At 71.9% G+C, this 22,282-nt stretch carries 19 protein-coding genes; 15 read left to right on the top strand and 4 right to left on the bottom strand.

Annotation, left to right across the window (positions count from 1 at the left end; translation table 11 throughout):
• Positions 1–158: 158 nt before the first annotated feature.
• The 5 genes from QWM81_RS03145 (at position 159) to QWM81_RS03165 (ending at position 4,281) form a co-directional block, all read left to right on the top strand.
• Positions 159–1,664, top strand: coding sequence for a flavin-containing monooxygenase (locus tag QWM81_RS03145; protein ID WP_290109881.1), 1,506 nt, complete (start codon positions 159–161; stop codon positions 1,662–1,664).
• Complete coding sequence (locus tag QWM81_RS03150; protein WP_290109882.1) at positions 1,661–2,530, top strand: alpha/beta fold hydrolase; 870 nt, start codon at positions 1,661–1,663, stop codon at positions 2,528–2,530. Before QWM81_RS03145 ends, QWM81_RS03150 begins: the two co-directional genes overlap by 4 nt.
• On the top strand, positions 2,527–3,420 hold the full coding sequence (locus QWM81_RS03155) for an SDR family oxidoreductase (protein ID WP_290109883.1): 894 nt from the start codon (positions 2,527–2,529) through the stop codon (positions 3,418–3,420). Before QWM81_RS03150 ends, QWM81_RS03155 begins: the two co-directional genes overlap by 4 nt.
• 96 nt (positions 3,421–3,516) lie before the next feature.
• Positions 3,517–3,720 carry a hypothetical protein gene (locus tag QWM81_RS03160; protein ID WP_290109884.1) on the top strand — a complete coding sequence of 68 codons (204 nt, stop codon included), beginning with the start codon at positions 3,517–3,519 and terminating at the stop codon, positions 3,718–3,720.
• A gap of 156 nt (positions 3,721–3,876) precedes the next feature.
• Entirely contained in the window at positions 3,877–4,281 is a 405-nt protein-coding gene (locus tag QWM81_RS03165) for a hypothetical protein (protein ID WP_290109885.1), read from the top strand.
• A 126-nt stretch (positions 4,282–4,407) separates the two neighbouring features.
• On the opposite strand, the gene QWM81_RS03170 is transcribed toward QWM81_RS03165, so the two are convergent.
• Positions 4,408–7,662 carry a S41 family peptidase gene (locus QWM81_RS03170; protein WP_290109886.1) on the bottom strand — a complete coding sequence of 1,085 codons (3,255 nt, stop codon included), beginning with the start codon at positions 7,660–7,662 and terminating at the stop codon, positions 4,408–4,410.
• 164 nt (positions 7,663–7,826) lie between these two features.
• On the opposite strand from QWM81_RS03170, the gene QWM81_RS03175 reads away from it, so the two are divergent.
• Complete coding sequence (locus QWM81_RS03175) at positions 7,827–8,399, top strand: TetR/AcrR family transcriptional regulator (protein ID WP_290109887.1); 573 nt, start codon at positions 7,827–7,829, stop codon at positions 8,397–8,399.
• Between the two features lie 179 nt (positions 8,400–8,578).
• Entirely contained in the window at positions 8,579–10,828 is a 2,250-nt protein-coding gene (locus QWM81_RS03180; RefSeq protein WP_290109888.1) for an MMPL family transporter, read from the top strand.
• 126 nt (positions 10,829–10,954) lie between these two features.
• Here the strand turns inward: QWM81_RS03180 and QWM81_RS03185 are convergent, their stop codons facing one another.
• Positions 10,955–11,317: an SsgA family sporulation/cell division regulator gene (locus tag QWM81_RS03185; protein WP_290109889.1), complete on the bottom strand. Its 363-nt coding sequence runs from the start codon at positions 11,315–11,317 to the stop codon at positions 10,955–10,957.
• A gap of 157 nt (positions 11,318–11,474) precedes the next feature.
• Here QWM81_RS03185 and QWM81_RS03190 point away from each other — a divergent pair, with 157 nt between their 5' ends.
• From QWM81_RS03190 to QWM81_RS03210, 5 genes are read left to right on the top strand one after another with little or no spacing between them, the layout of a single operon-like run.
• On the top strand, positions 11,475–12,545 hold the full coding sequence (locus QWM81_RS03190) for an energy-coupling factor ABC transporter permease (RefSeq protein WP_290109890.1): 1,071 nt from the start codon (positions 11,475–11,477) through the stop codon (positions 12,543–12,545).
• Between the two features lies 1 nt (position 12,546).
• Positions 12,547–13,308: a cobalt ECF transporter T component CbiQ gene (gene cbiQ / locus QWM81_RS03195; protein WP_290109891.1), complete on the top strand. Its 762-nt coding sequence runs from the start codon at positions 12,547–12,549 to the stop codon at positions 13,306–13,308.
• A complete protein-coding gene (locus tag QWM81_RS03200; RefSeq protein ID WP_290109892.1) occupies positions 13,305–14,078 on the top strand; it encodes an energy-coupling factor ABC transporter ATP-binding protein in 774 nt (257 codons plus the stop codon). Before cbiQ ends, QWM81_RS03200 begins: the two co-directional genes overlap by 4 nt.
• 47 nt (positions 14,079–14,125) lie before the next feature.
• On the top strand, positions 14,126–15,286 hold the full coding sequence (locus QWM81_RS03205; protein ID WP_290109893.1) for a serine hydrolase domain-containing protein: 1,161 nt from the start codon (positions 14,126–14,128) through the stop codon (positions 15,284–15,286).
• Positions 15,287–15,318: 32 nt separating this feature from the next.
• Positions 15,319–15,816: a peptidylprolyl isomerase gene (locus QWM81_RS03210; RefSeq protein ID WP_290109894.1), complete on the top strand. Its 498-nt coding sequence runs from the start codon at positions 15,319–15,321 to the stop codon at positions 15,814–15,816.
• Between the two features lie 538 nt (positions 15,817–16,354).
• On the opposite strand, the gene QWM81_RS03215 is transcribed toward QWM81_RS03210, so the two are convergent.
• The gene (locus QWM81_RS03215; protein WP_290109895.1) at positions 16,355–17,989 is read right to left on the bottom strand and encodes a penicillin-binding transpeptidase domain-containing protein; all 1,635 of its coding nucleotides are present in this window, start codon (positions 17,987–17,989) and stop codon (positions 16,355–16,357) included.
• Between the two features lie 108 nt (positions 17,990–18,097).
• Positions 18,098–19,840: a dolichyl-phosphate-mannose--protein mannosyltransferase gene (locus QWM81_RS03220; RefSeq protein ID WP_290109897.1), complete on the bottom strand. Its 1,743-nt coding sequence runs from the start codon at positions 19,838–19,840 to the stop codon at positions 18,098–18,100.
• Positions 19,841–19,892: 52 nt separating this feature from the next.
• Here QWM81_RS03220 and rsmI point away from each other — a divergent pair, with 52 nt between their 5' ends.
• The 3 genes from rsmI (at position 19,893) to QWM81_RS03235 (ending at position 22,242) form a co-directional block, all read left to right on the top strand.
• Positions 19,893–20,792 (top strand): 16S rRNA (cytidine(1402)-2'-O)-methyltransferase, encoded by a 900-nt coding sequence (rsmI, locus tag QWM81_RS03225; protein ID WP_435372314.1) that lies wholly within the window; start codon positions 19,893–19,895, stop codon positions 20,790–20,792.
• A gap of 129 nt (positions 20,793–20,921) precedes the next feature.
• Positions 20,922–21,332, top strand: coding sequence for a hypothetical protein (locus tag QWM81_RS03230; RefSeq protein ID WP_290109899.1), 411 nt, complete (start codon positions 20,922–20,924; stop codon positions 21,330–21,332).
• Positions 21,333–21,372: 40 nt separating this feature from the next.
• Positions 21,373–22,242 (top strand): TatD family hydrolase, encoded by an 870-nt coding sequence (locus QWM81_RS03235; protein WP_290109900.1) that lies wholly within the window; start codon positions 21,373–21,375, stop codon positions 22,240–22,242.
• Positions 22,243–22,282: the final 40 nt, after the last annotated feature.

Consider the following 22,282-nt stretch of genomic DNA (forward strand, 5'->3'; position numbering starts at 1 on the left):
TACTCACGCTCATCGGTCACGCCCGCAACCCTATGTCGTACCGCCGGTAACTTTAGCTGCCCGACCCCTACCGTTCGGTAAGTCCCTGCTCTACGCTCCCCTCAACCGTGCCAGTGATCGCTGGCAGGGTTTCACCGGATTTCCGATGCGGAGGCGGCATGAGCCAGCACGAGCATGTACGAGTGGCGGTGATCGGATCCGGATTCGGTGGCCTGGGAGCCGCCGTCCGGCTGCGCCGCGAGGGGATCACCGACTTCGTCGTCCTGGAGCGGGCCGACTCAGTCGGCGGCACCTGGCGCGACAACAGCTACCCCGGCTGCGCCTGTGACGTCCCGTCACACCTCTACTCGTTCTCGTTCGCGCCCAACCCCGACTGGCCACGCACCTTCTCCGGGCAGCGGCACATCCGCGCCTATCTGGAGCACGTCACCGACACCTTCCGGCTGCGCCCGCACCTCCGCCTGGGCCACGAGGTGCTGATGGCGCGCTGGGACAACGACGAACTGCGCTGGGAGATCGAGACCTCGCGGGGGACCCTGACCGCCGACGTCGTCGTCTCCGCGACCGGGCCGCTGTCCGACCCCAAGATCCCGGACATACCGGGGCTCGCCGCCTTCGAGGAAGCGGGCGGCAAGGTCTTCCACTCCGCCCGCTGGGACCACGACTACGACCTGACCGGCAAGCGCGTCGCGATGGTCGGCACGGGCGCCTCGGCCATCCAGATCGTCCCCGCCATCCAGCCCGAGGCCGGGAAGGTGACGCTGTTCCAGCGCACCGCGCCGTGGGTCATGCCCCGCATGGACCGCGCCATCAGTGGCGCCGAGCGGTGGCTGCACCGGCGACTGCCCCTCACCGCGACCGCGCGGCGCGGACTGCTGTGGGGCATCCGGGAGCTCCAGGTGAGCGCCTTCACCAAGCGGCCGGCGCAGCTCGGGCTCGTCGAGTCCCTCGCCAAGGCCAACATGGCCAAGGCCATCAAGGACCCGGCGCTGCGGGCCAAGCTGACCCCCTCGTACCGCATCGGCTGCAAACGCATCCTGCTGTCCAGCGACTATTACCCGGCCCTGGCCCGGCCCAATGTGGACGTCGTCGCCTCCGGGCTCGCTCAGGTGCGCGGCTCGACGGCCGTCGCGGCCGACGGGACCGAGGCCGAGGTCGACGCGATCATCTTCGGTACGGGATTCCACGTCACCGACATGCCGATCGCCGAACGCGTCGTCGGCGCGGACGGGATCACGCTCGCCGAGGCGTGGAAGGACGGCATGGAGTCGCTGCGCGGCGCGACCGCCGCCGGCTTCCCCAACTGGATGACGATCATCGGCCCGAACACCGGGCTCGGGAACTCCTCCATGATCCTGATGATCGAGTCCCAGCTGAACTACCTGGCCGACTACCTGCGGCAGTTGGACACGCTCGGCGAGCGGGTGGCGCTGAGCCCCCGCCCCTCGGCGGTGGGCGCCTGGAACCGGCGCGTACAGGCCCGGATGGAGCGGACCGTGTGGAAGGCGGGCGGCTGCGACAGCTGGTATTTGGACGCCAACGGGCGCAACACCACGCTGTGGCCGGGCACGACGAGCGAGTTCCGGCGCGCGACACGGTCGGTGGACCTGTCGGAGTACGAGGTCGTCCGCGCCCGTTCGCCGCGGAAGGAGGCCGTGCGATGAGGGTGATCTCCGCGGACGGCTCTCCGATACACGCCGAGGTGTACGGGCCCGAGGGCGCCCCCGCCGTGGTGCTGGTGCACGGCTGGACGTGCTCGACACGGTTCTGGGCGGCGCAGGTCCGGGACCTGTCCGCCGACCACCGGGTGGTCGTCTACGACCAGCGCGGTCACGGTCGCACCCCGGCGGTCGGGCGGGCCGGTTACTCGACGGACGCCCTCGCCGACGACCTGGAGGCCGTGCTCGCCGCCCCGCTGGAACCGGGCGAGAAGGCCCTGCTCGTCGGTCACTCCATGGGCGGCATGACGCTGATGGCCGCTGCCGGGCGGCCGGGCTGGCGTGCGCACGCGGCGGCGGTCCTGCTGTGCAGCACCGGCCCGTCGCGGCTGGTCGCCGAGTCGCTGGTGCTGCCGCTGCGCGCGGGGCGGCTGCGGACGTGGCTGACGCGTGCCGTGCTCGGGGCGCGGGCGCCCCTCGGGCCGGTCACGCCCCTGTCGAAGGCCCTCCTCAAGTACGCCACGATGGGCCCTGGCTCGGCGGCCGAGCGGGTCGCGGAGTGCGCCCGGATCGTGCACGCCTGCCCGCGAGCGGTGCGGGTGGCGTGGTCGCGCGTGCTCGCGGAGCTCGATGTCGAGGCGAACGTACGGAAGTTGACGGTGCCGGCGGCGGTGATCGTCGGTACGGCCGACCGGCTCACCCCGCCCGTGCACGCGCGGGCGCTGGCCGCCGCGCTGCCCGACTGCGTGGGCCTGGAGGAACTGGCGGGCGTCGGGCACATGACGCCGGTGGAGGCGCCCGAGGCCGTGACGGCCCGGATACGCGACCTGGTGGCGACGTACGTCCGTAGCGAGAGCGAGGAAGTGGCATGAGCAAGGTGAGCCTGGACGGGCAGGTCGCCGTCGTCACGGGCGGCGCGCGGGGCGTCGGGGAACTGCTGGCGCGCAAACTGTCCGCGCGCGGCGCGAAGGTGGCGCTGCTGGGCCTGGAGCCGGAGCTGCTGAAGGAGGTCTCGGGGCGGCTGCACACCGAGAGCGACTGGTGGCACGTCGACGTCACCGACCACGAGGCGATGGCCCGGGTCGCGGGCGAGGTGAAGGAACGCTTCGGCAAGGTGGACATCGTCGTCGCCAACGCGGGCGTCGCGGCGGGCGGCCCGTTCGCGGACTCCGACCCGGTCGCGTGGCGGCGCGTCATCGAGGTCAACCTGATCGGCGGCGCGGTCACGGGGCGGGCGTTCCTGCCGGTCCTCATGGAGAGCCGGGGGTACTTCCTCCAGATCGCCTCGCTGGCCGCCATCACCCCGGCGCCGATGATGACCGCGTACTGCGCGTCCAAGTCGGGCGTCGAGGCGTTCGCGCACAGCCTGCGCGCGGAGGTCGGTTACAAGGGCGTACGGGTCGGCGTCGGGTACCTGTCGTGGACCGACACCGACATGGTGCGCGGCGCCGACGAGGACGACGTCATGCGGGAGTTGCGCCGGCGGCTGCCGTGGCCGTCCAACCGTACGTACCCGCTGGGCCCGGCGGTCGACCGGATCGTCGCCGGGATCGAGCGGCGTTCGGCGCACGTGTACGCGCAGTGGTGGCTGCGGGGCATGCAGGGCGTGCGCGGGTACCTGCCGGCCCTCATCGCCACGGTCGGGCAGCGCGAGATGCGGCGCTTCGAGCCGCGGCTGGCGGGCGTGCGCAAGGGGCTGGTCGGGGCCGGCGGAGCGGCGGACGAGCTGGCGCGCAGGGCGGCCGCTACCGACCGTAACTGATCGAAATGCGCGCCATGTCCGGGCGTGCCAGGCTGGTCGAGGCCGGGAGCCGAGCACGGCTCCCGCAGTCCCCACATCCTTTCAGGAGACACCTCGATGGGTATCGCAGACCAGTTCAAGGACAAGTCGCAGGAGATGAAGGACCAGGCCAAGCGCCGGGCCCAGGACGCCAAGCGCGAGGCGCAGGAGCGTACGCAGAAGGGCCGCGGGCGCGAGGAGGGGCAGGGCCGGGACCGGACCCTGGACGACGAGATGCCAGCCGCTGAGCGCCGGGGTCGCGACACGGGCTACGACGTCTGACGTCCGCTCACGCCGACGTTCGACGCACCGCGCTCACGCGCACGGTGAGGCGCACCCGGGACGCCGGGTGCGCCTTTCGCCGTGGCGCCTCCGGTCTCCTTGACAGGTGCACGCGCTCCTCCCATCCTTCCCGTACCGACTGCGGGGGGAGTACGCATGGCGTCACAGACCGTTCCCGAACGGATGCCCGGCAAGCTGAAGGTCGCTCTGGTGGCCGTCTGGCTGCAAGGAGTCCTCAACGCCGCGGGCGGTGTGCTGCTGCTGGCGGTGGTCAACGACGAGGCGCAGCACGGCCGGGACGACGGCCTCGGCCTCCTGCGCTTCCTGGCCGTCCTGTCGTTCCTGGCCGCGGCCGCGCTGATCACCTGCGCCGTGCTGACCCCGCGCCGGACCGGGTGGGTCCGGGGCACCGTCATCGGCCTGGAGATCGTCACGGTCGTCAGCGTGCTGATCACGTTCTTCTCGGGCGGCGCGCCCTCGGCCATCGTGGGGCTGGCACTCGCGGCGGCGGTGCTGACCGCGTTCATGTCGCCGGAGGGCAAGGCGTGGTTCGCGCGGTGAACGGCCCAACTGGTTCAGCCGGCCGGTTCGTTGAAGCCGGCGGACCTGTTGAGCCGGCGTACCCGTTGAGCCGGCACATCTGTTGACCGGCCGCCCCGGACCCGTGTCCGGGGCGGCCGGTCCCGGTCAGCCCGTCCGGCGCGGTGGCAGCGGTGGCCGCTTCAGTGACGGGACCTCGGAGTAGTCCGGGGGCCGTGACGCCGGGTGCGTGGCGAGGAGCTTCAGCGCCACCTCCACCGCGTCCGCGAGCTGGCGGTGGCGGCCCTCCGCCCAGTCCAGCGGGGTGCGCAGGATCTCGATGTCCGGGGCCACCCCGTGGTTCTCCACGGACCAGCCGTACTCGTCGAACCACGCCGCGTTCATCGGCACCGTGATCACCGTGCCGTCGCCCAGCCGGTGGCGGCCCGTCATACCGACCACCCCGCCCCAGGTGCGCTGGCCGACCACGGGGCCCAGGCCGAGCAGTTTGAAGGCGGCCGTGATCATGTCGCCGTCCGACGCCGTGGCCTCGTCGGCGAGCGCGACGACCGGGCCGCGCGGCGCGTTGGAGGCGTACGAGACGGGCTGGGCGTCGCGGGTGAGGTCCCAGCCCAGGATCTTGCGCGTGAGCTTCTCCACGACCAGTTCGCTGATGTGGCCGCCGGCGTTTCCCCGTACGTCCACGATCAGGGCCGGCCGGGAGACCTCAAGGCGCAGGTCCCGGTTGAACTGCGCCCAGCCCGAACCGCCCATGTCGGGGATGTGCAGGTACCCGCACTTGCCGCCGCTCAGCTCCCGCACCACGTCGCGGCGCTTGGCGACCCAGTCCTGGTACCGCAGCGGCCGCTCGTCAATGAGCGGGACGACGGCGACGCGGCGCGGACCGCCCTCGCCCTCGGCGGGCTCGAAGGTCAGCTCGACGGTCGTACCGCCCGCCGCGGAGAGCAGCGGGTAGGGCCCCGCCACGGGGTCGACCGGGCGGCCGTCCACGTGGGTGAGCACCGCGCCCTCCCGGATTCCGGTACCGGCGAGCGGCGAACGGGCCTTGGAGTCGGACGACTCGCCCGGCAGGATGCGCTTGACCACCCAGTGGCCGTCGCGGGGCACGAAGTTGGCGCCGAGGAGCCCCTGCGCCCGCTGGTAGTGCGGCGGCCCCTCATTGCGGCGCGCGGGCGTCACATACGCGTGCGACGTGCCCAGCTCGCCGAGCACCTCGCGCAGCAGGTCGGCGAACTCGTCGGGCGAGGCGACCCGTTCGACCAGCGGGCGGTACTGGTCGAGGACCGCCTGCCAGTCGATGCCGCTCATCCCCGGGTCCCAGAAGTACGCGCGGATGATCCGCCCCGCCTCGTCGTAGGCCTGCCGCCACTCCGCGCCCGGGTCCACCTCGTGCAGGATCCGGCGGGAGTCGACGTACACCGTGCTGTCGCTGTCGCCCACCTCCGTCGCCGGGACTGCCCGCAGGTCGCCCTCGTCGACCACGACCAGCCGTGTCCCGTCGCCGCTCACCGCGAACCAGTCGAGGTGGTCGACCAGTTCGGTCTTGCGGGCCTTGGCGAGGTTGAAGTGCTCCAGGGTCGGCCGCCCGGAGGTGTCCGCCGGGTTGACGAACGTCTCGCCCAGCGCGCCCGAGATCGGCCAGCGCAGCCACACCAGGCCCCCGCCGCTCACCGGGTGGAGGCCCGAGTACTTGGACGCGATGACCGGGAACGGCGTCACCCGGTTCTCCAGCCCCTCGAACTCCACCACCACCGCCCCGTCGCCGCCCGGCTCGTCGGCCGGGTCCAGCCCGCCCGCCGCCGGCCGCCCCTCCGGGGACAGCGCGAACGGCGAGGGGGTGGTGGAGGCGAGGGGTACGAGGTAGGGGCGGCAGCCCAGCGGGAACGACAGGTCGCCGGTGTGCACGTCGTACACCGGGTCGAAGCCCCGCCAGGACAGGAAGGCCAGGTACCGGCCGTCGCGCGTGAAGACCGGGTTCTCGTCCTCGAAGCGGCCGTTGGTGACGTCCACGATCGTCCGGTCGTTGATCCGCGCGATCTTGATCTGGCGCAGCGACCGGCCGATACCGGGATGCGACCAGGTCAGCCACGCGCCATCGGGGGAGAAGGCGAGATCCCGAACGGGCCCGTTGAGGGAGCGGGTCAGCTCCGTGACCTCCCCGTCCGACTCCTCGGATGCGGTGACGAGGAGCAGCCGGCCGTCGTGGGAGGCGATCGCGAGCCGCACCCCGTCCGGGTCGGCCTCCATCTCGGTCACATGGCCCAGCTCGCCCGCCGCGAGCCGCCTCGGCTGCCGGTAGCCGCTCGCCCGCGGCAGGTAGGCCACCTCGATGGCCTCCTCGCCCTCCGCGTCCGTGACGTACGCGATGCGCCCGCCGCTGCCGAGCATCACCGGCAGGCGCACCCGCACCCCCGGCGTGTCGGCGATCGTCCGCGCGGGCCCGTCCCGGTGCGTGAGCCAGTACAGGCTGCCGCGTACGGAGACGGCGCTGGCCCGTCCGGTCTCGTCCACCGCCACCGCGTCCACGTTGTTCGCCGCCGGCACCTGGTAGGTGCGCCGCCCGGCGCGCGGCCCGCCCAGCCGTACCGCCAGTTTGCGCGGCACCGAGTCGGGGGTCAGCGCGTCCACGATCCACAGGTCGCCCGCGCACTGGTAGACCACGCGGCGCCCGTCGGAGGAGGCGTGCCGGGCGTAGAAGGCGTCGTGGTCGGTGTGCCGCTGGAGGTCGGTGCCGTCCGGCAGGCAGGAGTACAGGTTGCCGACGCCCTCGTGGTCGGAGAGGAACGCGATCCTGCCGTCCACGAACATCGCGCAGTCCAGGTGGCCGCCGATGTTCGGCAGCAGCCGCTCCCCGTGCAGCCACAGCCGCCCGGTGGCGCCGCCCCGGTACCGCTTCCACGCGGCCGGTTCGTGCGGGGGCTTGCCGGTCAGCAGCAGGGTGAGGTGACGTCCGTCGACGTCGGCGACCGCGATGTCCGAGACCGGCCCCCACGGCAGCCGGCCGCCGGGGGAGCCGTCGAGGGGCACTTTGTACGCCCAGGAGAAGTGCGAGAACGGCTGGCCGTGCGAGGCGACGGCCAGGATCTCGCCGTCCGGTGTCCACCCGCACACACGCGTGTCGAGCGACCCCCAGTAGGTCAGCCGGCGCGCGGGCCCGCCGTCGACCGGCACCAGGTGGATCTCCGGATCCAGGCTGCGCCAGGTCGTGTACGCGATGTGCCGCCCGTCCGGTGAGAACCGCGGGTGTCCCACCCGCGTCCGGTCGACCGTCAACCGCCAGGCGCGGCCGGGCGGTTCGCCGTCCCCGGCCAGGGGGGCGATCCACAGGTCGTCCTCGGCCGCGAAGCACAGCAGGTCGTCGTGGAGGTGGGGATAGCGGAGGTATGCGCCGTCGCTGCTCACACAGCAATGCTTTCCGCGCGGCGGGGGCCCGGCAACCCGGCCGGATGACCTTGTTGGCACGGACACCGTGATCCGCGCCACGTACGAAACTGTTTCGTTTCGCTAGCGGCTGTCGTAAGGTCATAGGTGTACGAAACCGTTTCGTCTCGATGGGAGCAGGAGACATGGCGCGCGGCAGGCTCACCCCGGAACGCGAGGCCGAGCTGTACGAAGCCGTGCTCGACCTGCTCCGCGAGGTCGGCTACGACGCCCTCACCATGGACGCCGTCGCCGCCCGCACCCACTCCAGCAAGGCCACCCTCTACCGCCAGTGGGGGAGCAAGCCGGAACTGGTCGCCCACGCCCTGCGGCACAACAAGCCGGTGAGCATCGCCGAGATCGACACCGGCTCGCTGCGCGGCGACTTCCACGAGCTGCTCGCGCGTTCCGACGACTGCCAGATGGAGAAGGACTCCGCGCTGATGCGGGGCCTGGCCCATGCCGTCCACGACAACCCCGATCTGCTCCAGGCGCTGCGCGACCTGCTCATCGAACCCGAGATGACCGGGCTCAACGAGGTGCTGGACCGTGCGGTGCGGCGCGGTGAGGTCGCCCCGGACAACCCGGCGCTGGGGCTCGTCCCGCATATGTTCATCGGTGCCTTCGTCGCCCGCCCCCTCGTCGAGGACCGGCCGGTCGACCAGGCGTTTCTCACCGCGTACGTCGACGCCGTGGTCCTCCCCGCCCTGGGCGTCTGACCGCTTCACCGCACCACCCGCACACCAGCCCCGCCGCGTACAAGCACCACCGGCACCACCGGCACAGCACCGCCGGCACCGTCGGCATCACGCACCACCTGCACCACCTGACACGTACCGCTCACGCTGTCGGGCCGACTCCCCATGTCCTGTCCCACTCATCACCGGGAGACGCCCCCGTGGCAACGTTCCTTTACCGACTCGGCCGGTCCGCCTTCCGGCGCCGCCATCTCGTGACCCTGATATGGATCGCGCTGCTGGCGCTCGCCGGAGTGGGCGCCGCCTCGGCGCCCGCCGCGACCTCCAGCTCGTTCTCCATACCGGGTACGGAGGCCCAGAAGGCCTTCGACCTCCTCGAAGAGCGCTTCCCGGCCGCCGGCGCCGACGGCGCCACCGCCCGTGTCGTCTTCAAGGCCCCCGAGGGCGGGAAGATGACCGACCCGGCGAACAAGGCCGAGGTCCACAAGGCCGTGGGCGCGCTGAAGTCCGGCTCCGGCCAGGTCGCGAACGTCACCGACCCGTACACCGCCCAGGCGGTCTCCCGGGACGGCACCACCGCCTACATCCAGGTGTCGTACAAGGTCAGCGGCATGGAGCTGACCGACGCCACCCGCGAGGCGCTGGAGAAGACCGGCGACGAGGCGCGCGAGAGCGGGCTCACCGTCGAGATCGGCGGCGACGCCCTGCAGACCGTGCCCCAGACCGGCGCGGGCGAGGTCATCGGCGTGATCGTCGCCGGGGTGGTCCTCGTCATCACCTTCGGCTCCCTGGTCGCCGCCGGGCTGCCGTTGCTGACGGCCCTCATCGGCGTGGGCATCGGCGTCTCCACCATCACGGCGCTCGCCAACGCGCTGGACCTCGGGTCGACCACCTCCACGCTCGCGATGATGATCGGCCTCGCGGTCGGCATCGACTATGCCCTGTTCATCGTCTCCCGCTACCGCGCCGAGCTCGCCGAGGGCCGCGACCACGAGGAGGCGGCCGGGCGCGCCGTCGGCACCGCCGGTTCCGCCGTCGTCTTCGCCGGGCTCACCGTGGTCATCGCGCTCGTCGGCCTGGCCGTGGTCAACATCCCGATGCTGACCAAGATGGGCTTCGCGGCGGCCGGCACGGTCGCGATCGCCGTCCTCATCGCGCTCACCCTCATCCCCGCGCTGCTCGGCTACGCGGGCAAGCGGGTCGTCGGACGCAAGGCCCGCGAGGCCGGGGAGGCTCGCGAGGCCCGGAAGGCCCGCGGGGCCGGCGATGCCCGCGGGGCCGGCGATGCCCGCGAGGCCGGCGATGCCCGCCAGGCTGCCGCGAGCGTGCCGGCGGCCGACAAGCCCAACATGGGCACCCGCTGGGCCCGCTTCGTGCTGCGCCGCCCCGTCACCGTGCTGCTCGTCGGTGTCCTCGGCCTCGGCGCGATCGCCGTGCCGGCCGCGTCCCTGGAGATGGGCCTGCCCGACGACGGCGCCCAGCCCACCTCCACCACCCAGCGCCGCGCCTACGACCTGCTCTCGGACGGCTTCGGGCCCGGCTCCAACGGGCCGCTGATGGTCGTCGTCGACGGCGACAAGGCCGCCGCGGACCGTACCGTCACGGACATCAAGGGCCTCGACGGTGTCGCGGTCGTCACCCCCGCCACGCCCAACAAGGCCGGTGACACCTCCATCATCACCGTCGTACCGAAGGACCGTCCCTCCTCCGTCGAGACGGAGAACCTGGTCCACTCCATCCGGGACACCACCGGAGACGATGTGCTGGTCACCGGCGCGACCGCGATGAACATCGACTTCTCGCAGAAGATGAACGACGCGCTGCTGCCCTATCTGGCGCTCGTCGTCGGTCTCGCCTTCCTGCTGCTGATGGTGGTCTTCCGGTCGGTGCTGGTGCCCCTGAAGGCGGCGCTCGGCTTTCTGCTGTCGGTGGTCGCCGCGCTCGGCGCGGTCGTCGCCGTCTTCCAGTGGGGCTGGCTCGGCTCGCTCTTCGGCGTCGAGCAGACCGGCCCGATCATGAGCATGATGCCGATCTTCATGGTGGGTGTGGTCTTCGGCCTGGCCATGGACTACGAGGTCTTCCTCGTCACCCGGATGCGTGAGGCGTACGTCCACGGGGAACGGCCCGCCGAGGCGATCGTGACCGGCTTCCGGCACGGGGCGCGGGTCGTCACGGCCGCCGCGGTGATCATGATCGCGGTCTTCGCGGGCTTCATCGGCTCCAGTGAGCAGATGGTGAAGATGATCGGCTTCGGGCTGGCCATCGCCGTCTTCTTCGACGCGTTCGTCGTCCGCATGGCGATCGTCCCGGCGGTGCTCGCACTGCTGGGCCGCACGGCGTGGTGGCTGCCGTCCTGGCTGGATCGCGCCCTGCCGAACGTGGACGTCGAGGGCGAGCAGCTGCGTACGGCCGCTCCCGAGGAGGACGAGCGGGAGCTCGTACGGGTGTGACAACGGGTGTGACAACGGGTGTAACAGGTCTGACAGACCCCGGGGCGGCCGCTTGAGCGGAGGGGCCGCCCCGGTTCGCGCCCGGGCCGTGGTGGGGACCACGGCCCGGGCGGCGGCGTCACGCCGTCATCGCGTCACGGACGACGCGGTGGCGGAGTACGTGCGTCGCAGGAAGCGCAGCAGCGCCGAGGAGTCGAACTGCACCACGGCCACGCCGTCCGACGAGTGGAACTCCACGATCGCCTGCACCCGGCCGCACGGCCAGATCCCGATGTCACCGCCGCGGGCGGGGGTGCGCAGCCCCGACTCCAGCAGGGAGCGCGGGACGCTCCACTCCGTGCCGCCGGGGAAGCAGAAGCGTACGGTGGCGGGCTCGGCGCCGGCCGGCGCGTCGTAGCGCAGGGCGACGGGGACGGGGCGCGAGAGGGGGCCGTCGGTCACGAGCTGCGCCTTGGTGTGGACTACGACACCTTTCTCAGCGGGGTACATCACCGACTCCTCACGCTCGCCTCATTTGTCTCTAATGTCCCACCATTCCGTGGTGTGCGCCCGTCCCCTTCTGTGACATGCCCGCTCTTGCAAGTCGTTTGCAGGAGGACCCATCATCGAACCCGTTCATATCCGCCTGTCCGAAAGCGGTCCCCGCATGCATGTCCCCGACGGATTCATCAACGCACCGGTCTCCGCGGCCGCCGGACTCGTCGCCGCCGGAGCCGTCGCCGCCGGCCTGCGCGGAGCGCGGCGTGAGCTGGACGAGAGGACCGCCCCGCTCGCCGGGCTGGTGGCGGCGTTCATCTTCGCCGTACAGATGCTGAACTTCCCCGTCGCGGCCGGCACCAGCGGGCACCTGCTCGGCGGCGCCCTCGCCGCGATCCTGGTCGGGCCTTACACGGGTGTGCTGTGCATCGCGGTCGTGCTGCTGATGCAGGGTGTGCTGTTCGCGGACGGCGGGCTCACCGCGCTGGGCGTCAACATCACCGTCATGGGCGTGGTCACCGTCGTCGTCGCCTACGGGCTCTTCCGCGGCCTGGTCATGGTCCTGCCCCGCACCCGCCGCTCGGTGACCATCGCCTCGTTCGTCGCCTCGCTGGTGTCGGTACCGGCCGCGGCGGCCGCGTTCACGGCCATCTACGCGATCGGCGGCACCACCGACGTACCCGTCCCCAAGGTCCTCACCGCCATGGTCGGCGTCCATGTCCTGATCGGCATCGGCGAGGCGGTGATCACGACGGCGACGGTCGGCGCGGTCATCGCCGTACGGCCCGACCTGGTGTACGGGGCGCGCGGCCTGACCGCGCCGCTGAAGCTGCGGGTGGGCGGCGAGCTGATCGACGCGCCCACGGCCCCCGTGGCGGTCGCGGCGCGCTCCACGCGCAAGGTGTGGGCCACCGGCCTGGTCACCGCCCTCGTGCTGGCCGGATTCGTCTCCTTCTACGCCTCCGCCAGCCCCGACGGCCTGGAGAAGGTCGCCGCCGACCAGGGCATCGACCGGAAGGCCGAAGAGCACGCCGTGAAGGACTCGCCGCTCGCCGACTACGGCGTCAGCGGCGTCACCGACACCCGCCTGTCCGGGGGGCTGGCGGGCACCATCGGCGTCGGCGCCACGGTCGCGGTCGGCACGGGCGTGTTCTGGGCCGTGCGCCGGCGCCGTACGGAGTCCGGGGCCGATTCCCGTACGGATTCCCGGACCGCTTCCCGTACCGGGGAAAGCGTCTGACATGGGCGCCGGCCACGCGCACAAGCTCTACCGGCACGGTCGCTCGCCCGTGCACCGCCTGCCGCCGCACTGCAAGCTCGCCGCCGTCTTCTGCTTCGTCGTGGTCGTCGTCTCCACGCCCCGCGAGGCGGTGTGGGCCTTCGGCGCGTACGCCGTGCTGCTCGGCGCGGTCGCGGCGGTGGCCCGCGTCCCGGCGGGCTTCGTGCTGCGGCGCCTCGTCATCGAGATACCGTTCGTCGCGTTCGCGTTCCTCATGCCGTTCGTCGTGCCCGGCGAGCAGACGGTCCTCTTCGGGGTCTCCGTCTCCGTCCCCGGCCTGTGGGACGCCTGGAACGTCCTCGCCAAGGGCACCCTCGGCGTCGCCGCGTCCGTCCTGCTCGCCGCCACCACCGAACTGCGCGCGCTGCTGCTCGGCCTGCAACGGCTGCGGCTGCCGCCCCTCCTCGTACAGATCGCCTCCTTCATGATCCGGTACGGCGACGTCATCACCGGCGAGATGCGGCGCATGTCCATCGCCCGGCGCTCGCGCGGCTTCGAGGCGCGGGGCGTACGGCACTGGGGCGTGCTCGCCAAGTCCGCCGGCGCCCTGTTCATCCGCTCCTACGAGCGCGGCGAACGCGTCCACCTGGCGATGGTCAGCCGCGGGTACGCCGGTTCCATGCCCGTCATCGACGAGGTGACCGCGTCGCGCGCCCAGTGGTCGGCGGCGGCTGTTCTGCCCTGCACCGCCCTGCTCATCTGTCTGCTGGGATGGACCCTATGACCCTCAGTTTCGTCCCGTCGCTCGACGTCCGGGGCCTCGCGTACGCCTACCCGGACGGCCACCAGGCGCTCTTCGGCGTCGACCTGACCGTCGAGCGCGGCGAACGGGTCGCCCTGCTCGGCCCCAACGGCGCCGGCAAGACCACCCTCGTCCTGCACCTCAACGGCATCCTGACGGGCGGCGCCGGGACGGTGACGGTCGCCGGGCTGCCCGTCGAGAAGGCGAACCTCGCGGAGATCCGCCGCCGCGTCGGCATCGTCTTCCAGGACCCGGACGACCAGCTGTTCATGCCGACCGTCCGCGAGGACGTGGCCTTCGGCCCGGCGGCGGCCGGGCTGCGCGGGCCCGAGCTGGAGGCCGTGGTGCGCAAGGCCCTGGCCCGGGTCGGCATGGAGCAGTACGCGGACCGGCCCCCGCACCACCTGTCCTTCGGCCAGCGGCGGCGGGTCGCGGTGGCGACCGTCCTCGCGATGGAGCCCGAGATCCTCGTCCTGGACGAGCCGTCGTCCAACCTCGACCCGGCCTCGCGCCGCGAACTCGCCGACATCCTCCGGTCATTGGACGTGACCGTGCTCATGGTCACCCATGATCTTCCGTACGCCCTCGAACTGTGCCCGCGCGCGGTGGTGCTGAGCGACGGCGTGATCGTGGCGGACGGCCCGACCGCAGGGCTGCTCGCCGACGCGGAGCTGATGCGGCGCCACCGCCTGGAGCTGCCCTTCGGCTTCGACCCGACCGCCCGGCCGACCCGGAATCCGGCCTCTCACTAGCACGTTGCACCATGGGTGTGACCGATCGGTGGGAAGGAGCGTGGGGCGTGGACGTCCAGGGCACGGTGCAGGCGGGCTTCGAGCCGGTGAGGGACGCGTTCGTACGCAACTTCGAGCAGCGCGGGGAGCGGGGCGCCGCCGTCGCCGTGTACCGGGACGGCCGCAAGGTGGTCGACCTGTGGGCGGGCGTGAGGGACGTGGGCGGGTCCGCGCCCTGGGCGGTGGACACCGCGCAGGTGATCCGCTCCGCGACGAAGGGCGTCGCCGCGGCCGTACCGCTGCTGCTGCACCAGCGCGGGCAGCTCGACCTGGACGCACCGGTCGGCACCTACTGGCCCGAGTTCAAGGCGGCCGGCAAGGAGCGGGCGCTGGTGCGCCACCTGCTGTCGCACCAGGCGGGCGTCCCCGTCCTGGACCGCCCCCTGACCTTCGCCGAGGCGGCCGACCTCTCCGTGGCGTCGGCCGCCATCGCGGCCCAGGAGCCCGCCTGGGAGCCGGGCACCGACCACGGCTACCACGCGCAGACGTACAGCTGGCTGCTGAGCGCGCTGGTCCAGCGGGTCACGGGCCGCACCATCGGCCGCTGGGTCGCCGAGGAGATCGCCCGGCCGCTGGGCCTCGACCTGTGGATCGGGCTCCCGGCGGACGAAGCGCACCGGGTGGGCCGTATCGGGCCGGTCGAGCAGCCGGCGGACGGCGGTGCCGCGCTGAGGCTGCGCCCGAAGCGGTCGGTCGCCGAGGCGTACGCGGACCCGGCTTCCCTGACCCGCCGCGCGTTCGAGGCGATCACCCCGGCCCCGGACGAGAACGACCCGGCGTACCGCGCCGCCGAACTCCCCGGCTCGGCGGGCGTCTCCACGGCCCGCGCCCTGGCCCGCTTCTACGCGGCCACGCTGGGCCCCGTCGACGGCCACCGGCTCTTCGCCCCGGCGACGCTCGCCATGGCCCGCACGGAGGAGTCCACGGGCCCCGACCGGGTCCTGGTGGTCGGCACCCGCTTCGGCCTCGGCTACATGCTGCACGGCCCGGCCTCGCCGCTCCTGTCGCCCGGCTCCTTCGGCCACCCCGGGCGCGGCGGCTCCCTCGGCTTCGCCGACCCGGCCTCGGGCATCGCGCTCGGCTACGTGACCAACGGCATGCGCAAGGGCGTCACCGCCGACCCCCGGGCGCAGGCACTGATACGGGCGGTGCGTACGGCCCTCGCGTAAGGCTCCCCCAGGGGTCACCTAGAGTGATGCCCATGACTGACAACAGCAACGTCTTCTTCGACATCACGATCAACGACGAGCCGGCCGGCCGGATCGTCTTCACCCTCTTCGACGACGTCGTCCCCAAGACGGCCCGCAACTTCCGCGAACTGGCCACCGGCCAGAACGGCTTCGGCTACGCGGGCTCCAGCTTCCACCGCATCATCCCGGACTTCATGCTCCAGGGCGGCGACTTCACCGCCGGCAACGGCACCGGCGGCAAGAGCATCTACGGCGAGAAGTTCGCCGACGAGAACTTCCAGCTCAAGCACGACCGCCCGGGCCTGCTGAGCATGGCCAACGCCGGCCGGAACACCAACGGCTCGCAGTTCTTCATCACGACGGTCGTCACCGACTGGCTGGACAACAAGCACGTCGTCTTCGGCGAGGTCGTCGAGGGCATGGACCTGGTCAAGAAGATCGAGTCCCTCGGCACCCGCGCCGGCACGCCGCAGGCCAAGGTCACCATCGCCGCCTCCGGCACGATCTGACGCCCCCACCGGCGCTCACCCCTGTGGGCCGCCCTTCAGCACACCGACGAAGGCGCGCCACTGGCCTTCCGCAAAGGCGAGGGCGGCACCAGAGGGCTTCTTGAGCACTCCGCCCAACGTGGTAATCCCGTAACAGCGAACCTGCTGCCACTCGCCCCGGGTCAGCACTGAGGTGTCGACGTCCGAGAGAGGCATAGTGAGCTGCTCGCGATGGAGCACCACAAAACCCGTGTCGGTGAAGGCTCGGGCCCACGGGGGCGGTGCGAGGAACTCCTCGGTGTACCACTCCCGGCGTTCCTGAGCGAATGCGATCCAGGGGTGGTAGGCGTGGCACAGGACGATGCACTCACCTGTGCCGTCGACGACCGTCGCGGTGTGGAAGGTCGGTCTCGGGAAGCGGACCGTCCTTCGGGCGGAAGAAGCCTGTCGCTCCCCTGGGGAGTGTGAAGCCCGCGTTCTCGTCGTTGACCATGTCCTCGGCTTTGTTGCTGTCTTGTGGTGCCACTACTGCCGGATGGGTCGGCCCGTGCGAGGGCGGTTACCGGGCCTTCAGTACGGAGGCGACCAGTGGGCCCGCCGCGTCGCCGCCGTGGCCGGCGGACGGGACGACTGCCGCGGCGGCCAGGTCGTCGGCGAAGCCGGTGAACCAGCTGTTGGAGGTGGCCTGGCCGTCCACTTCCGCCGAGCCGGTCTTGGCGCCCTTGTCGCCGCCGACGCCGGCCATGGCTGCCGCGCCCGTGCCGCTGGTCGCGGTGGCCCGCATCATGTCGCGCAACTGGCGGGCCGCGGAGCCCTCCAGGGGGCGCGAGGCGGTGGCGATCTCGCGGTCGTCCAGCTCGCGCGGCACCAGGATGGGCTGCTTGAAGCCGCCGTGCTTCGCGGTGGCGGTGATGGACGCGACGTTGAGCACGTTCATCTGGATGGTGCCCTGCCCGATGTACTGGGCCGCCGCCACACCGCCGCTCTCCGCGGGCACGGAACCGTCCTCGGTCGCCACGCCCGTCTGCCAGTTCAGGCCGATGCCGAAGACGTCCCGCGCCTCCTTGCCCAGCGCCGCGTCGTCGCCGACGTCGTCGATCAGCTTGATGAAGGCGGTGTTGCAGGACTGCTTGAAGCTCTCCGTGAAGGTGCTTGACGCCGGGAGGTCGAAATGGCCCAGGTTGTGGAAGGACCGGCCCTGGTACATGACGTCCTTGGGGCACTCGGCCGGGCGGTCGGCGCTCACCAGCCCCTTCTCCAGCAGCATGGCCGCCGTCACGATCTTCATCGTGGAGCCGGGTGCCTGCACGCCCAGGAAGGCGGCGTTCCAGCCGTCCTGGCGGTTGTTGGCGACCGCCCGTATCTCGCCCGTGCTCGGCTTGATGGCGACGACCGACGACTCGGCGTACCGCTTCACCGCCTGCTCGGCCGCCGCCTGGACGTCCGCGTCCAGCGTCGTCTCCAGCGTGCCCGGGACGCCCTTGGCGAGCGTCAGCAGCGTCTGGTCGGCGACGCTCTCGTTCACGGACTCGATCCACGTCTCGATGCCGGGCCGACCGCCCGCCTCCGAGCCGTACTTCTCGCGCAGCTGGTCCAGGACCGGCTTGAGGGACGGGTACTTCTCCGGCGTCAGTTCCGCGCCGTTGCGGTCGACGGCCTTCACCGGCGGGTTCGGCGCCTCGCCCGTATGCAGCGCCGACTGGTCGGTCAGCTTCGGGTGGATCACCGACGGCTCCCAGTCGACCAGCGGCCTGCCGGTGGTGAGGCCCCGTACGACGGTGAGCTCCGAGGCGTACGTCCAGCGCTTCGACCGGCCTTCGTACGTCACCGTCGCGTCGACCGTGAAAGGCACCTTCGGGCCCACCGCCCTGCCCGGGGTGATCACCGCCTTGGAGACGTGGGCGGTGTCCCGGAAGTCCTGTATGGCAGGTCCGGCGCCGCCCGCGTTGTTGGTCAGCTCACCGGCGGCGGCCGCGTCGCCCTCCGCCCAGGCCGCGAGGAACGCCTTCGCCGTCTCCTCGACCTCCCCGGCGGTCACCGGCCCCGAGCCGGCCTTCCGCGGGGCGGCGGCCGACGTGGTCCGCGTCTCGCCGCCCGTGATCCCGTTCCAGAGGTTGTACGCCCCGTACCCCACGCCACTGGCGACCACCGTGAACACGCCGCCGACGATGGCGACCTTCGCTCCACCGCGCATCTCGCAGTCCCCCTCCCCAGGAGCTCACTTGAACATGTTCAAGCAAGTGATGGGAGGCACTCTATGGGACAGCACTGACAAGGGAGGCGGTCGTTACCCGACCGGAACTCAGACCCACGTATCCAGCCACATGCGGTTGCGCCAGGAGTCCATCGGAATCGGCTGCCCTGTGTACAGGGGCCAGAAATAAATAAAGTTCCAGATGATGAGGAGCACCAGCACCCCCGCGCCGACCGCCCCGATCGTCCGGCGCCGCTCGGCCGCGCCGCCGCGCCCCGGGGGCCCGAGCATCGCGCCGATCATCATCGCCACCGCCAGGCACAGGTACGGCACGAACACCACCGCGTAGAACAGGAAGATCGTGCGCTCCTGGTAGTGCAGCCACGGCAGCCACCCGACCGCGATCGCGCACGCGATCGCCCCCGCCCGCCAGTCGCGCCGGAAGAACCAGCGCCACAGGACGTACAGGATCGCGAAGCACGCCGCCCACCACAGCAGTGGCGTACCGATCGCCAGCACCTCGCGCGCGCACTTCCCCGCCGCGTTCGCGGGACAGCCGTCCTGGCCGGGCGCGGGGTCCTCGTAGAAGTACGACACGGGCCGGCCCAGCACGATCCAGCTCCATGGGTTGGACTCATACGTGTGCCCGGACGTCAGGTTGCGGTGGAAGCTGTAGACCTCGGCCTCGTAGTGCCACAGGCTGCGCCACCAGTCCGGGAACAGCCAGGACCAGGAACTGTCCTTGCCGTCCGTGGTGGCCCAGTTCCGGAAGTAGCCCTTGTCCGTGAAGATCCAGCCGGACCACGACACGATGTACGTCGCGATCGCCACCGGCACCGTCGAGACGAACGCGGGCAGCAGATCCCGCTTCAGCACGGTCCGGTACGGCCGCCAGGCACCGGCCGTGCGCCGCGCGCCCACGTCCCACAGCACCGTCATCACCCCGAACGCGGCCAGGAAGAACAGGCCGTTCCACTTCGTGGCCGCCGCCAGGCCCAGCATCACACCGGCCGTCAGACGCCACGGCCGCCACCCCAGGCGCAGCGTTTCCGCAACCGCGGCGTCCGGCCGGAGCACCCCGTCCTCGTCCACCGGCAGCGCGGCCGCGAGCCTGCGGCGCGCACGGTCACGGTCGATCAGCAGGCAGCCGAACGACGCCAGGACGAAGAACATCAGCACCTGGTCGAGCAGTGCCGTACGGCTCATCACGAAGTGCAGCCCGTCCACCGCGAGCAGCGCGCCCGCCAGGCACCCCAGGAACGCCGACCGCAGCAGCCGCCGGCCGATCCGGCACAGCATCAGCACCGACAGCGTGCCGAGCACCGCCACCATGAAGCGCCAGCCGAACGGATCGAACCCGAACAGCCACTCGCCGGCCCCGATGACCCACTTCCCGACCGGCGGGTGCACCACATAGCCCGGGTCCGTGGGGACGGCCACCGCGCCGGGGTCCTTGAGGATCGACGCGTCGACGTTCTTGGGCCACGATCCCTCGTAGCCCTGATTGATCAGCGCCCAGGCGTCCTTGGCGTAGTACGTCTCATCGAATATCACCGCCCTGGGCTCGCCCAGGCGCCAGAACCGCATCAGCCCCGCGACGAGCGCCACCAGCAGCGGCCCTCCCCACGCCGCCAGCCGCCATACCCGCTCCGCCCGCCACGGCGGCACACCGAGCACCGTCCACACCCGGTCCGAGGGCCGGACGTACGGAGGCACCAGCCGCTCGCGCAGGCCGGTCACCGGGCGCGGCGCGTAGCCGAAACGGCGAAGGCGCCGCTGCCATGGGGGCGGCTGTCTCCCGGCGGTCCCGGCGTCCTGCCCGTGCAGTGCCTCTGGCGCAGTACTGGTCACCGCGCCATCGTAGGGAACGCACCTGTGCGAGTCGCCCGTCCGGGCTGCGAGGATGGCCCCTGTGACAGGAACGGTGACCGGAACGCTCGTACTCGCAGGGACCCCGATCGGAGACGTCGCGGACGCCCCGCCCCGCCTCGCCGCCGAGCTGGAGAGGGCGGACGTCGTCGCCGCGGAGGACACCCGGCGGCTGCGCCGGCTGACCCAGGCGCTCGGCGTGCACACGACCGGGCGGGTCGTGTCGTACTTCGAGGGCAACGAGTCCGCCCGTACGCCCGAACTGGTCGAGGCCCTCACGGGAGGCGCGCGGGTCCTGCTGGTCACCGACGCGGGCATGCCGTCCGTCTCCGACCCCGGCTACCGGCTGGTCGCCGCCGCCGTCGAGCGGGACATCAAGGTCACCGCCGTGCCCGGGCCGTCCGCCGTCCTGACCGCGCTCGCGCTGTCCGGGCTGCCCGTGGACCGGTTCTGCTTCGAGGGCTTCCTGCCGCGCAAGGCGGGGGAGCGGCTGTCCCGGCTCCGGGAGGTCGCCGGTGAGCGGCGCACGCTCGTCTACTTCGAGGCCCCGCACCGCCTCGACGACACGCTCGCCGCGATGGCCGAGGTGTTCGGCGAGGAGCGCCGGGCCGCCGTGTGCCGCGAGCTGACCAAGACGTACGAGGAGGTCAAGCGCGGCGGGCTGGGCGAGCTGGCGCGCTGGGCGGCCGAGGGCGTACGGGGCGAGATCACCATCGTCGTGGAGGGCGCGCCCGAGACCGGGCCCGCCGAACTGGACGCGGCCGAGCTGGTGCGCAGGGTGCGCGTGCGCGAGGAGGCCGGGGAGCGCCGCAAGGAAGCCATCGCGGCGGTCGCCGCGGACGCGGGGCTGCCCAAGCGGGAGGTCTTCGACGCGGTCGTCGCGGCGAAGAACGCCTCTCCCGAGGGCTCAGCGGACGGTAAAGGACTATCGTAAAAAGCAAAGACCAGCACCGTGCGGCAGGCCTTTCGGCATGGAAAGCCCCAAAACCGGTCCAACATTCGGCAGGTGCCTACGCACTCCCGCCCGTAAAGGCGTCCACTGGTGCAGTGGAAAGGAGCTGGCATGAGCGAGACCACACATACTCCGGCCGGCCACGAGGCATACGCCTTCGCCTGCATGAACTGCGGGTACGGCTGGGAGCAGGCCTACGACATCGAGCACCACACCGACATCAGCGGTCATGAGTTCGTCGTGTACAAGGCGGGGGGCCACCGGGTGCCGTCACCGCTCTCCGACCCCACCTGTGTGAACTGCGGACGGCACCGCGTCCGGATCATGCGGGCCGGCCAGGTCTCCTCGGTGCTCGAACTGCTCGCCCAGCACCAGGCCGAGCCGACGAAGGGGTCCGTCGGGTCCGCCGGGCCGACCCTCGCCCAGGAGCGGACCGCGGCCGAGGCCGCGCAAGCGCCGCCCGCCAGGGAGCCGCACCACTGGCACCTGTCGGATCTGCTGCACGCCTTCCACCGCAAGTAGGCCCGGGCCGGTCTTCGCCGGTCTTTCGTACGATCGGGGCATGAGTTCCAAGGACGCCCCGCCGCCGCTGCCCGAGCCCCTCGGGGTGCCGGTCGCCGATTCCCACACCCATCTGGACATGCAGTCCGGCACCGTCGAGGAGGCCCTCGCCAAGGCGGCGGCCGTTGGCGTCGAGACCGTGGTCCAGGTGGGCTGCGACATCAAGGGCTCCCGCTGGGCCGCGGAGACCGCCGCCGCGTACGACCCCGTGTGGGCGGCCGTCGCCCTGCACCCCAACGAGGCCCCGCGCATCGTGCTCGGAGACCCCGCCGGCTGGTCCCGGCAGGGGGCGAGGGAGGCGGGCGGCGACACGGCGCTGGACGACGCGCTCGCCGAGATCGACCGGCTGGCCGCGCTGCCCGAGGTCAAGGCGGTCGGCGAGACCGGCCTGGACTACTTCCGTACGGGGCCGGAGGGCATGGTCGCCCAGGAACGGTCCTTCCGCGCCCACATCGAGATCGCCAAGCGGCACGGCAAGGCCCTCGTCATCCACGACCGCGACGCCCACGACGACGTCCTGCGGATCCTCGCCGAGGAGGGCGCCCCCGAGCGGACCGTCTTCCACTGCTACTCCGGGGACGCCGACATGGCCCGGATCTGCGCGGAGGCGGGATACTTCATGTCCTTCGCCGGGAACGTCACCTTCAAGAACGCCCAGCCGCTGCGCGACGCGCTCGCCGTCGCCCCGCTGGACCTGGTCCTGGTGGAGACGGACGCGCCCTTCCTGACGCCCGCGCCGTACCGCGGACGGCCCAACGCCCCGTATCTCGTTCCGATCACGGTCCGGGCGATGGCGGCGGTGCGGGGTATCGACGAGGAGGCCATGTCGACCGCGATCGCCGTCAACACGGCACGGGCCTTTGATTACTGAGCGATAACGGGCGGGTCCGCTCGCAGGGCCCGCTTGGCGA

It is taken from the genome of Streptomyces ficellus, from assembly GCF_030406405.1.
In the GTDB taxonomy this organism is placed as follows: domain Bacteria; phylum Actinomycetota; class Actinomycetes; order Streptomycetales; family Streptomycetaceae; genus Streptomyces; species Streptomyces ficellus_B.